Annotated in this window: 10 protein-coding genes; 7 read left to right on the top strand and 3 right to left on the bottom strand. The window is 64.5% G+C overall.

Annotated features, from left to right (window positions below; translation table 11 throughout):
• Positions 1 to 40 precede the first annotated feature (40 nt).
• Positions 41 to 439 (top strand): GFA family protein, encoded by a 399-nt coding sequence (locus V3C40_RS15385; protein ID WP_331777899.1) that lies wholly within the window; start codon positions 41 to 43, stop codon positions 437 to 439.
• A gap of 100 nt (positions 440 to 539) precedes the next feature.
• Here V3C40_RS15385 and V3C40_RS15380 read toward each other — a convergent pair whose 3' ends face one another.
• From V3C40_RS15380 to V3C40_RS15370, 3 genes are read right to left on the bottom strand one after another with little or no spacing between them, the layout of a single operon-like run.
• Positions 540 to 3,317, bottom strand: a complete 2,778-nt coding sequence (locus V3C40_RS15380) for an Hsp70 family protein (RefSeq protein WP_331777898.1) — start codon at positions 3,315 to 3,317, stop codon at positions 540 to 542.
• Between the two features lie 2 nt (positions 3,318 to 3,319).
• Positions 3,320 to 5,188 (bottom strand): Hsp70 family protein, encoded by a 1,869-nt coding sequence (locus V3C40_RS15375; RefSeq protein WP_331778093.1) that lies wholly within the window; start codon positions 5,186 to 5,188, stop codon positions 3,320 to 3,322.
• Between the two features lie 8 nt (positions 5,189 to 5,196).
• Positions 5,197 to 5,778, bottom strand: a complete 582-nt coding sequence (locus tag V3C40_RS15370) for a DUF2760 domain-containing protein (RefSeq protein WP_070305115.1) — start codon at positions 5,776 to 5,778, stop codon at positions 5,197 to 5,199.
• 265 nt (positions 5,779 to 6,043) lie between these two features.
• On the opposite strand from V3C40_RS15370, the gene V3C40_RS15365 reads away from it, so the two are divergent.
• From V3C40_RS15365 to urtD, 6 genes are all read left to right on the top strand, one after another.
• Positions 6,044 to 6,637 carry a transglutaminase-like domain-containing protein gene (locus V3C40_RS15365; protein WP_331777897.1) on the top strand — a complete coding sequence of 198 codons (594 nt, stop codon included), beginning with the start codon at positions 6,044 to 6,046 and terminating at the stop codon, positions 6,635 to 6,637.
• 21 nt (positions 6,638 to 6,658) lie between these two features.
• The gene (locus V3C40_RS15360; protein WP_070305113.1) at positions 6,659 to 7,447 is read left to right on the top strand and encodes a DUF4349 domain-containing protein; all 789 of its coding nucleotides are present in this window, start codon (positions 6,659 to 6,661) and stop codon (positions 7,445 to 7,447) included.
• Positions 7,448 to 7,645: 198 nt separating this feature from the next.
• Positions 7,646 to 8,899 (top strand): urea ABC transporter substrate-binding protein, encoded by a 1,254-nt coding sequence (gene urtA, locus V3C40_RS15355; protein ID WP_070305111.1) that lies wholly within the window; start codon positions 7,646 to 7,648, stop codon positions 8,897 to 8,899.
• A gap of 87 nt (positions 8,900 to 8,986) precedes the next feature.
• The gene (gene urtB, locus V3C40_RS15350; protein ID WP_331777896.1) at positions 8,987 to 10,570 is read left to right on the top strand and encodes an urea ABC transporter permease subunit UrtB; all 1,584 of its coding nucleotides are present in this window, start codon (positions 8,987 to 8,989) and stop codon (positions 10,568 to 10,570) included.
• Positions 10,567 to 11,688 (top strand): urea ABC transporter permease subunit UrtC, encoded by a 1,122-nt coding sequence (gene urtC, locus V3C40_RS15345; RefSeq protein ID WP_331777895.1) that lies wholly within the window; start codon positions 10,567 to 10,569, stop codon positions 11,686 to 11,688. The genes urtB and urtC overlap by 4 nt, the downstream gene beginning before the upstream one ends.
• The gene (gene urtD / locus V3C40_RS15340) at positions 11,685 to 12,515 is read left to right on the top strand and encodes an urea ABC transporter ATP-binding protein UrtD (RefSeq protein WP_331777894.1); all 831 of its coding nucleotides are present in this window, start codon (positions 11,685 to 11,687) and stop codon (positions 12,513 to 12,515) included. Before urtC ends, urtD begins: the two co-directional genes overlap by 4 nt.
• Positions 12,516 to 12,521: the final 6 nt, after the last annotated feature.

Below are 12,521 nucleotides of genomic sequence, written 5' to 3'. Positions count from 1 at the left end.
GGCGCTACACTGGGCGCCTTTTCAATTGCAGGAGGATGCCATGCTGAGCGGAGGATGTTTATGCGGCGACGTGCGCTACGAAGCGGGCACGGGCGCCTTCCATGAAACGGCTTGCCATTGCTCTATGTGCCGCCGCGCCTCAGGTGCGCCGTTTGTCGCCTGGTTCAGCGTGCCGAGGGCGCATTTTCGCTGGCTGCAGGGGCAGGCCACACCGTATGCGTCCAGCGAACACTGCACGCGCAGTTTTTGCCCCCGCTGCGGCACGCAGCTGACGTTCGAGGATGGGCGCGACCCGGACGAGGTCGGGCTGACCACTGGCAGTCTCGATGAGCCGGGGCGCTTGCCGCCGCACAGCCATATCTATACGGACACGCAAGTGGAATGGGTGAAACTGGCCGATGGCTTGCCACGGTATCGCGGGGAGCGTAGCGAGGGGTAGGTCGGATTAGCGGCGGCACGCCGCGTAATCCGACAGGTGCTGCCGACGATGTTGTCGGATTACGCCCTCCGGGCTAATCCGACCTACGTGATCAATGATGTCAGCCTATCAGCTTCAACCCCGGCGGCAGCGCTTCGCCCAGCATGCGCTTGGTATTCGCTTCGTCGAGCTGCGTCACTTCGCTGACCATGGCCTGCCACAGCGGTGGGGCGCCCACGGCTTTCAGGCGGGTCAGCACAGTGGCGCGCAGCTCATCGCCGATGTCGCGCGAGCGGTCGCCCGTCATGCGCGCCAGGTGGGCGGCGGCAAACGCGGCCGGTTCCGTCTTTTTCCAGTCCAGCGCCAGCAGCACGTGCAGCCATTCAGCCACGGTGGCGCTGTCGACCACTTCATGCGCGCTGCCGTGGAAGGGCTGGCGCGCGCCGACCCTGGCCAGCGCCCACAGGGTGTTCGTGTCCGCCGCTTCGCCCTTCTTGTTGGCCTTGTCCAGGCGTTTCAACAGCCACGCGCCCACTTCGGCCTTGTAGGCGCCGGGGATGCGCTCCAAGGAGGCGCCCAGGCGCAGCATGTCGTCGTCGCTGCCGTTGACGAGGATGACGGGGCGGCTGCCCCGCTGGGCCGCATCGGCTTGCAGGTTGAAGGCGAAGTCGTCGAGCAGGCGCAGCTGCTGCTCCGTGCTCAAGCCGCCGGCCACCCGGCGCCACAGGGTCCACCATTCGGCGCACACCTGGTTATCCTTGTGATGCTGGACGCCCGTGTCGAACAGGGCCCACAGCTGCTCGATGCGCCACGGGTCGAGCGTATCGCCATAGCCGGGGCGCAAACAGTAGCCAGTCAGGTTCAGCCAGACCCGCTCATGCTCGGCGGAGCGGCGCCGGCCGCGCGCGCGCAGCATCAGGGCGTCGAACAGCTGGCGCAGCAGCGGCGTATCCCAGCTTTCGCGTCCGCCCAGCCCCCGTTCCAGGTGCTGGCGCAGCTGGCGCACTTCCTTGGTGTCGACCTTTTGCGCCTTGCCGCCGAAGATGCGCTCGATCTTCTCGATGGCTTCCTTGATGCGTGGCGAAACGGCTTGAGCCTCGTCATCGCCTTGCTCTTCCTTACCAGCGCGCAGCTGGAATTCCAGCAGCCAGCGCTGGCCGGCATCGGCTTCGGCCACGCAATGCACTTCCAACGTCCCCACTTCCGTCATGACGGTTGCCAGCTGCACGGTGATGTCGCGCTTGTCGCCGCTTTCCGCTTGCAGCACGCTGGCCAGCGGTGGCAGGCGCAAGTATTCTCCGGCGTCCAGATCGACGATCTCGCCCAGTTGCGGTGGCGTGCCCGCCTCAAAGAGGGACGTGGCCAGGTGGAAGCGTACGGGCCGGCCCAGGCGCAGCGCGAACAGGCGCTCTGTCAGGCGGATTTCTTCGCCGCTGGCGCTGCCACGGGGCAGGATGCACACGGCGCGGTGGTCCTTGCCCGCGTCGCCCAGCACGAGGAAATAGCTGCGCGGCGAGCCGCCGCCGATGCGCGGTGCCTGGCCGCGCCGGGCCAGCGCGTAGGCGACGGCACCACGGGCCACGGCCACGTCGGGATTATCGTTATGCAGGATGGTCAGGGGCTGGCCCCGCCAGTGCGCCATGGTTTCTGCCAGGCGGCGCGCCAGCGCGTCGGCGCGGAACACGCCGCCGTTCAGCAGCAGCGTGTCGGGCAATGCCCCTTGATGCTGTTGCAAAAAGCTGGCCAGGTGGCGCGTGATGGCCGCGTCCTGCGCATACGGCAGGCCGAATTCGACGATGCCGGCGCGGCCCTTTTTCGCCGTCTCGGTGAGTTCCACTTTCGGGAAGAAGCCGTCGACCACCATGGCCGCCACTTCCTCGCGCGTGACGTCGGCGGAACGGCTGCCGCCGATCAAACGCGATCCGCCGCCCAGCAACGTGACGGTGGCCTTGTCCGGCGCGTCCTGCGACAGCAGCAGTTCCTTGGCAGCGCGGCAGCGTTCCATCAGCTGCGACAAGCGCGCGGCAGACAGCTTCATGCCGCCTTCGACGCCTGCGGCCATGCGCGTTTCCACGAGGTGGGCCAGCGCCAGGTCCATATTGTCGCCGCCCAGTATCAAATGGTTGCCCACGCTGCTGCGCGTGAGCTGCGGTTCGCCATCGTCATCGAAGGCCACGTCGATCAGGCTGAAATCCGTGGTGCCGCCGCCCACGTCGCAGACCAAAATGCGGCGCGTGTCGGCCAGGTCGTCGCGCAGCGTGGCGCGCCGGCGCTGCAGGTAATCATAAAAGGCCGCCTGCGGTTCTTCCACCAGCCGCAGGGTAGGCAAGCCCGCCATGCGCGCAGATGCCAATGTGAGTGCGCGCGCACCCTCGTCGAACGAGGCGGGGATGGTCAGTACCAGTTCCTGAGCTTCCAGCGGAGAATCCGGGAAGCGGTGATTCCACGCGGCGCGCACGTAGGCCAGGTAGCTGGCGCTGGCCGCCACGGGCGACACCTTGGCCACGTCGGCATCGGCGCCCCATGGCAGGATGGGCGCCTGGCGGTCCACGTTCGCGTGCGACAGCCAGCTCTTTGCACTGGAAACGAGGCGGCCCGGCACCTGGGCGCCCAGCTGGCGCGCCAGGGCGCCCAGCACGGCATGTTCCACGCCAGCGACGTCTTGCTGTGGCCAAGGCAGCTGCAAGTCGCCCGCCGCCAGTTCACCGGCAGCGGGGTGGTAGCGCAAGGACGGCAGCAGCGGGCGTGCGCCCACTTCGCCGGGAGCGACCAGCTGCTCGATGGGAAGCAGCTCGATGCCCGCCTGCGTATCGGCAGCATTGGCATAGGCGACCACCGTGTTGGTGGTGCCCAGGTCGATGCCGACCAGGAAGGCCGGCTTGCCCTCAGCGCTGCGCATGCTTATTGCTGCGGCGTGCCGCGCACGTCGAATTCCACTTTCCAGCGCTCGGCGCCGTCAGGGGAAACGGCCAGCAGTTCCAGGGTGCCCGCTTCCGTCACGCGCGCATGCAGCTTGACCTGCACCACGTCGCCAGCCTGACGGCCTTCGGCGGATAACGTCGCCTGGATTTCGCTCAGTTCCTGCAATTCATCGGGGCCCCAGAAATCGAGCAAGTCGCCGATCTGGTCGTTGCGGCGCGTGGACGAGGCGAAGAAGCGGAAGTGCACGGGTTCGCCCACGACCAGGCCGAATTGCTGGCCCGGCAGTTCCAGTTCGCTGCCTTCTTCCATGCCGAACGGCGCCACGCACAGGGCCTGGATCGGCGGTTCCATGCCGGGGATGGCCGGCATGGCCGATTCGATGGCCACGTAGAAGGAACTGGCCGTGCCGCCGCGGATGCGCACGCCATGGCCGCGCCGTACGTAGCTGTAGTAGGCCGCGCCGCGCGCGACGGCCAGGTCCAAGTCGGCTCCGGCCAGCATGCGCGCCGGTTCCGCGCCTTCCATGTACAGCCAGTCGTTGACGGTCGCCATGATGCGCTGGACCAGCAAGTCGGACTTGAAGACGCCGCCGTTGAACAGCACGGCCGTCGGGTGCAAAAAGCTGGCTTCCGCCGACTGGCGGCCCGCAAAGCCTTCCAGTTCGGCAGTCGCCGCCACTTGCCGGCCCAGGAAGGCGGCCAGGTGGCGCGTGATGGCCGCGTCCTGCGCATACGGCAAGCCCAGTTGCGTCAGGCCGGCGCGCGTGCGCACGGCCGGGCGGCTCGACGCTTCCACCTGCGGGAAGAAGCCGTCGAGGATGAAGGTGGATACTTCGGCGCGCGTCAGTTCCGTGCGGATGGAGCCGCCGATCAGTTTCGAGCCGCGGCTCGGCACGACGATCGGCGCCGTTTCCATGCCGCTGTCAGCCAGCAGGCTTTCCTTGGCGCTGCGGCAGCCATACGTGAGTGCGCGCATTTGCCAGGCATCGAGCTGGGTGCCGTTGGCGGCCAGCTTGCGGGCCACCAGGTGGGCCAGCGCCAAGTCCATATTGTCGCCACCGAGCAGGATGTGTTCACCGACTGCCACGCGGTGCGGTTCCAGCACGCCGTCGCGCTCGAGCACGGCGATCAACGAAAAGTCGCTGGTGCCGCCGCCCACGTCGACCACTAAAATGATGTCGCCCGGCTTGACTTCCTTGCGCCAGCGGCCTTCGCTCGTCTGGATCCAGCTGTACAGGGCCGCTTGCGGCTCTTCCAGCAGAGTGAGCGAGGTGTAGCCGGCCGCCTGCGCCGCTTCCATCGTCAGCTCGCGCGCGGCCGGGTCGAACGAGGCGGGAATCGTGACGGTGATTTCCTGCTCGGCGAACGGCGCTTGCGGGTGGGCGTTGTCCCAGGCCTGGCGCAAGTGCGTCAGGTAGCGCGTGGCGGCCGTGATCGGCGAGATGCGCGCCACTTCCGCCGGCGCGTCGTTCGGCAGGATGGCCGCGCGGCGGTCCACGCCCGGGTGGCACAGCCAGCTTTTCGCGCTCGACACCAGACGGATCGGCGTGGTGGCGCCGCGGCTGCGGGCCATTTCGCCGACGACGAACGGCGCTTCGGCTTCTTCGGTGACCCAGGGCAGGGCCAGGTCGCCGGCCGCCACTTCATCGGTGTGCGGCAGGTAGACGAACGATGGCAGCAGCGGCAATTCTTCGACCGTGCCCGGCGCCGACAGTTGCGGCACTTTCAGCACGCCGTGGCTCGATTGCTCGCCGTCGCTTTCGACCAGGTTCACATACGACAGGGCGCTGTGCGTGGTGCCCAGGTCGATGCCGATGGCGTAGCGCGCGGTGTTCGGGGTGGCGTTCATTGTGTCGTTCACAGTTCCACCTCGGCCGGTGCCAGGATGGCGGCGTCGTGCTGCGCGCTCAGTTTCGGCAGGCGCACGCTGGACGCGCGCCAGCCGCGGTGGCTCAATGTGCCCGTGAATGGCGCCGAGCCGACCACGTTGCCCGTCAGGCGCACCTGGGCAGAATCAAAACCTTCCTGCAGGACGATGCGGCTGCCCTCTGCTTCCTGGCGCACGGCGTCGATGGTGAAGTATTCGCGCATGACCTTGGCGCAGCCTTCATGCACGACGCGGGCGGCCGCGCCGATGTCGGCGTCCGCATGGCTGCCCAGGTTTTCCTGGGTGAAGTCGATCAGGCGCGCTTCGCGTTGCAGCAGGGCCAGCAACTGCAAGGCCGCATCCGGCGTCGCTTCTTTCAAGATAACGGGGGCGGCGGCCGGTGTCGGCACGGGGGCTGGCGCCGGGGCCGCTGGCGCGACGGGAGCAGCCTCGGGCAAGGACAGCTTTTCCACGCGGGCCGCATAGGCGGCGTCCGACAGGGTGCTGAAGAAAGCGCCGAAAGCCAGCGGGACACGGCGCCAGAACGATGGGTGGGACGATGATGTGCTCATAGGGAACTCGTTTCTCTGATCTGTAGGGTGGCGTCGGCGGCGCGCCCGGTGGCGGGGCCGCTTCGCAGGGTAGTGCTTGTGCCGGGCCTGTAGGGTCGGCTGTGTTTGCCCGCATGATACCAGCTACCGGGCCGCCGCCAAAGTCACCGTCCCCGGCGCAGCTGGCCCGGCGCGTGGATTTTCTTTGTTCCTGCGCAAAGAAACGGTGAATGTTGCGAAGCTTCGACTAAAATCGCGCATTATCTTTTCGCATTGCCTTTATGCCATGTCTACCGACTTTTCCTCCTATCTAGGCAGCAGCCTGTATATCGACAGCGACCATCCAGCCGTGCGCGCCAAGGCGGCCGCACTGGCGGCCGGCGCCGTGGGCGACGCCGCCATCACGGCCCGCTGCTTTGCCTTCGTGCGCGACGAGGTGGCCCACAGCTGGGATTACCGGCGCAATCCCGTCACTTGCCGCGCTTCCGACGTCTTGCAGCATGGCACGGGCTACTGTTATGCGAAGAGCCATCTGCTGGCCGCGCTGCTGCGCGCCAACGGCATTCCTGCCGGCCTGTGCTACCAGCGCCTGGCCGTCGGCGAAGTGGGGCCGCCGTTTTGCCTGCATGGCTTGAACGCCGTGTATCTGCAGGACTTTGGCTGGTACCGCATCGATGCGCGCGGCAACAAACCCGGCGTCGATGCCGCCTTTGTGCCGCCACGCGAGCAGCTGGCCTTTCCCGTGCTGGCGCCAGAGGAGCGCGACTTGCCGGAAATCTGGGCGGAACCGCTGCCGCAGGTGGTGGCGTCGCTGACGCAATACGCCACTGTGCAAGACGTGGCGGCGCACCTGCCCGATATCACATTGCTGCCGCTGTAAAAATAATCCAGGAAAGAAATCATGAAAAAAGTGTATGTAGGTCTGATCGGCCTGATGTTGCTGGCCGGTTGCGGCGGCAAGGGCGAGAGCGGCGGGCAGTCGAGCGCCGCGCGTCTCGATGGCAAGGAAAAGGGCAGCGAGTTTCTTGCCTATGAACATAATGTCAGCGTCGATACGCACGAGGCGCAAGTGCGGCCCCTGTATGAAAAAGTGGTTGCCGCCTGCAAAGCCGATACGGAAAACGGCTGCCTGCTGCTCGATTCCAGCCTCGACAGCGGGCGCTATGTGCATGCGCGCATCAGCATGCGCGCCAAGCCGGCCGGCATCAAGAAGCTTGTCGCGCTGGTCGCGGCCGAAGGCGACGTCACCAGCCAGGGCACCAAGGTGGAAGACCTGGGCCGCCCCGTGCTCGACAGCAAGAAACGCCTGGAGATGCTCAAGCAATACCAGGCGCAATTGCAAGACCTGGAAAAGCGCTCGGGCGCAAATGTCGATGCCCTCATCAAGGTGACCAAGGAACTGGCCACCGTGCAAGTAGAGCTGGAGCAGGCGACGGCGGCCGACGCGCTGTTGATGCAGCGCATCGATACGGACTTGCTGAACGTGGCCATCAGCGCGGAAGGCAAGCAATCGTTCTGGACGCCCGTCAAGCGCTCGCTGGGCAATTTCACGGACAACCTGTCGGAAGGCGTGGCCAACGCCATCACGGCCATGGCCTACATCCTGCCGTGGCTGATCGCTTTCGTGTTGCTGTTCCCGCTGGGACGCAAGGGCTGGCGCCGCTTGAGAGGCGTACCGCGCAAGGATTGATGCCGGGATTGTTGCGTCCGGCGCACCGTTTTACGGCAATTTGAAACCTGGCTGCACAGTCCTTGTGCAGCCAGGTTTTTTTTCGTGCGGCGAGAGCCGCGTGCACCATGGCGGACACCTGCTGGTGCTGGCATGCATTCTGCTTTAACAACATCGTATGCCCAGCTCGACCCCCACGAACCCATCACAGGAGTCCCCATGTCACGACGCATCATCCTGAAAGCGGCCGCCGCCGGCGCACTGGCCCTTGCCACCTCCACTTACATGCAGGCAGCCCTGGCCGCCGACACGATCAAGGTGGGCATTTTGCACTCGCTGTCGGGCACCATGGCCATTTCCGAAACGTCGCTGAAGGACGTGGCCTTGATGACGATCGCCGAGATCAATGCCAAGGGCGGTGTGCTGGGCAAGAAGCTGGAAGCCGTCGTCGTCGACCCGGCGTCGAACTGGCCCTTGTTCGCGGAAAAAGCGCGCCAGCTGGTGGCGCAGGACAAGGTCGCCGTCGTGTTCGGCTGCTGGACGTCCGTGTCGCGCAAGTCGGTTTTACCTGTGTTCAAGGAGCTCAACAGCCTGCTGTTTTACCCGGTGCAATACGAGGGCGAAGAACTGGAAAAGAATGTGTTTTACACGGGCGCCGCGCCGAACCAGCAAGCGATCCCCGCCGTCGAATACCTGATGAGCAAGGATGGCGGCGGCGCCAAGCGCTTCGTGCTGCTGGGCACGGATTACGTGTATCCGCGCACCACGAACAAGATCCTGCGTGCCTTCCTGAAAAGCAAGGGCGTCAAAGATAGCGATATCAGCGAGGTCTACACGCCGTTCGGCCACGCCGACTATCAAACCATCGTCGCCAATATCAAGAAGTTTTCCACGGGTGGCAAGACGGCCGTCATTTCCACCATCAATGGCGACTCGAATGTGCCGTTCTACAAGGAGCTGGGCAATGCGGGCTTGAAAGCCACGGACGTGCCTGTCGTTGCGTTTTCCGTGGGCGAGGAAGAGCTGCGCGGCATCGATACCAAGCCCTTGCTTGGCCACCTGGCGGCATGGAATTATTTTGAATCCGTCAAGAATCCCGTGAATACGGCCTTCATCAAGCAGTGGAAGGCGTATGCCGTGGCGCAAAAGCTGCCGAACGCGGGTTCGGTCGTGACGAACGACCCGATGGAAGCGACCTATGTCGGCATCCACATGTGGGCGCAAGCCGTGGAAAAAGCCAAGTCGACGGACACGGACAAGGTGATCGCCGCCATGGCCGGCCAGAGCGTCAAGGCGCCATCGGGCTTCACCCTGACCATGGACGCTACGAACCACCATCTGCACAAGCCCGTGATGATCGGCGAGATCAAGGCCGATGGGCAATTCAATGTCGTGTGGAAAACCAAGGAACCGATACGTGCGCAGCCTTGGAGCCCGTTTATCAAGGGGAATGAGGGTAAGCAGAAGTTATGAGTTAGCAGCAGAAAGGCCGGGGTCAGACCCGACGGGTCTGACCCCAGATTTCGCTTGGGCTGAAGTAACGATGAGAGGTCTTTCCGCATGCGTCTGCTACGTCGTATTTTGTTATTACTTTGCCTGTTGCCGCTGTCTGCGCAGGCAGCCATTTCCCCCAACCTGCTCAAACCGCTATCCGGCGACGACCCAGATACCAGAGTCGCCGCCGTCGCCCAGATCGCCGCCCTGGCCACGCCCGAGGCTGCCAAGGTGCTGCAAGCGTTGCAAGACGACAGCCTGTATGCAGCGCCCGACGGCAAGGTCTACATCGTCGACGGCGAGCAGGCATATGACCCGGCAAGCGGCAAGAGCGTGCCGCTGCCGGACGGTATCGACGGCGTCATGGTCAACAACCGCTTGCGCTCGGCCGTGGCTGGTGCCTTGTCGGGGCTGAAACTGCTGGCGCCAGAGCGGGCCACACGGCTGGCCGCTGCGCAGGCGCTGCAGCAATCCGTCGATCCCGCGCAGCTGCCCCTGATCCACAAGGCGCTGGCGCAAGAGAGCGATGCCGAGATCCAGCAGATATTGCAAGTGCTGATCGCCAGCGCCAATCTGCATGCGCCAGACGCCGCCACGCGCAAGCAGGCTGTACAGGACCTGGCGGGCAGCAGCGATGCGCGGCTGCTGCCCGTGCTGCAAGCCATGCTGGACAAGGGCGGCGAGCCGGACGAAGCCGTGCAGCTGGCCGCCATCGACACCATGGGCCAGATCAAGGGACGAGTGGCGCGCATGGAATTCGCGGGCAATGTGTTCTACGGCATCTCGCTGGGCAGCGTGCTGCTGTTAGCCGCCTTGGGGCTGGCCATCACCTTCGGCTTGATGGGCATCATCAATATGGCGCATGGCGAATTGCTGATGATAGGCGCTTACACGACGTATCTGTGCCAGCTGTTCTTCCGCACCTATCTGCCTGGCCTGCAGGATGCATATCTGCTGGCCGCCTTGCCGGCGGCCTTTCTCGTCGCGGGACTGGTGGGCGTGACGCTCGAGCGCACGGTGATCCGCTGGCTGTATGGGCGGCCGCTGGAAACCCTGCTGGCCACCTGGGGCATCAGCCTGATCCTCATGCAGATGGTGCGCACGATCTTCGGCGCGCAAAACGTGGAAGTGGCCAATCCCGCCTGGATGTCGGGTGGCGTGACGGTGCTGGGCGGCCTCGTGCTGCCGTACAACCGGCTGGCCATCATCGTCTTCGCCGTCCTTGTCGTGGTGGCAGTGTGGCTGATCCTCAACAAGACACGGCTGGGCCTATTCGTGCGGGCCGTGACGCAAAACCGCCGGATGGCCGATTGCGTGGGCGTGGCCACGGGCAAGGTCGACATGCTGACCTTCGGCCTCGGTTCCGGCATCGCCGGGCTTGGTGGCGTGGCCCTGTCGCAACTGGGCAATGTGGGGCCGGACCTGGGCCAAAGCTACATCGTCGATTCCTTCATGGTGGTGGTACTCGGCGGCGTGGGCCAGCTGGCCGGCACCGTGATCGCCGCGCTGGGGCTGGGCGAAGTGAACAAATTCCTCGAACCGGTGGCGGGTGCCGTGCTGGCGAAGATTGCCATTCTCGTGTTCATCATCATTTTCATCCAGCGCCGGCCTCAGGGCCTGTTTGCCATGAAGGGACGCAGCGTCGAATGATTACCTCCTATCAATCCAAGCAGGGCCTGTTCACGCGGCCCGTCTGGCTGGCGATTGCCGCATGCGCGCTGCTGGCGGCGCTGTTGCCGATTTTTAACCTGGTGTTTGCCGAAGGCCACGCGCTGCATGTGTCCGCCTATACGGTGGCGCTGGTGGGCAAGTTCATGTGCTACGCGCTGGCCGCGCTGGCGCTGGACCTCGTCTGGGGCTACACGGGCATCTTGTCGCTGGGCCACGGCGTATTCTTTGCCTTGGGCGCGTATGCGCACGGCATGTATCTGATGCGCGCTATCGGCGACCAGGGCCAGTACCACAGCAGCTTGCCCGATTTCATGGTCTTTCTCGACTGGAAAACCTACCCGTGGTACTGGGCCTTCACGGAACATTTCTGGTACTGCATGGCCCTCGTCGTGCTGGTGCCGGGCGTGCTGGCGTTTGTCTTCGGTTATTTTGCATTTCGCTCGCGCATCAAGGGCGTGTATTTTTCCATCATCACGCAGGCGATGACGTATGCCTTCATGCTCTTGTTCTTCCGCAATGACACCGGCTTTGGCGGCAACAACGGTTTCACGGATTTCAAGACCATCCTTGGCCATGACATCACGGCGCCCGCCACCCGTGCCGTGCTGTTCCTGCTGACCCTGGCCTTCCTGCTGGCCGCACTGGTGGGCGCGCGCGCCATCGTCCGCTCGAAACTGGGCAGGGTGCTGCAGGGCGTGCGCGACAGCGAGGCGCGCTTGATGTTCCTTGGCTACAACCCGCTGTGGTTCAAGCTGTTCGTCTGGACCTTGTCGGCCGTGCTGTGCGGCATCGCTGGCGCCCTGTACGTGCCGCAGGTGGGCATCATCAACCCGTCCGAAATGTCGCCGGCGAACTCCATCGAGATGGTCGTGTGGGTGGCCGTCGGTGGGCGCGGTACTTTGATCGGCCCCATCCTGGGCGCCTTCACCGTCAACGGCTTGAAAAGCTGGTTCACGGCCGCCTTGCCGGAACTGTGGCTGTTCGCGCTGGGCTTGCTGTTCATCGTCGTCACCCTGTTCATGCAGCAAGGCATGCTCGGTGTGTTGAACAAGCTCAAACGCAAGAAAACGGCCGTCGTGGCAGAGGAGGCCGCATGAGTATCCGCATGTTGCCCGGCATGGCCGGCACAGAGACGGGCGCCAGCTATTCGCGCGTAAAAGGCGAGGGCGTCGATACGACGCATGGTGCCATTTTGTATCTGGAGGACATCAGCGTGTCGTTCGACGGCTTCAAGGCCATCAACAAGCTCAGTCTCGACATTTCCGTGGGCGAATTGCGCTGCATCATCGGCCCTAACGGCGCGGGCAAGACGACGATGATGGATGTAATCACCGGCAAGACGCGGCCCACGTCCGGCACGGCGTGGTTTGGCCAGACCATGAATCTGGCGACGATGACGGAAGCGCAGATTGCCCACGCGGGTATCGGCCGCAAGTTCCAACGCCCCACCGTGTTCGAGCAGCACACGGTGTTCGACAACCTGGAACTGGCGATGAAGATGGACAAGCGCGTGGCGCCCACCCTGTTTGCGCGTTTAAGCTCGGAGCAGGCAGGCAAGATCGAAGCGATATTGCGCTTGATCCGCCTCAACGGCCACGAGGCGCGGCCGGCCGGCTTGCTGTCGCACGGGCAAAAACAGTGGCTGGAAATCGGCATGCTGCTGATGCAGGAGCCGCAGCTGATTCTATTGGATGAACCGGTGGCCGGCATGTCCGATGCGGAAACGGCGCGCACGGCGGAATTGCTCAATGAATTGCGCGGCAAGCATTCGATCATGGTGGTCGAGCACGACATGGGTTTTGTGACGGAAATTGCCCAGCAAGGCATCGTTACGGTGCTGCATGAGGGTGCCGTGCTGGCGCAGGGCCGCATGGACGAAGTGCAGGCCGACGAGCGCGTCATCGAAGTCTATCTGGGAAGGTGAACACAT

It is taken from the genome of Janthinobacterium sp. LS2A (assembly GCF_036543145.1).
GTDB lineage: Bacteria > Pseudomonadota > Gammaproteobacteria > Burkholderiales > Burkholderiaceae_D > Janthinobacterium > Janthinobacterium aestuarii.
This window is presented reverse-complemented; position numbering and strand designations above follow the sequence as displayed.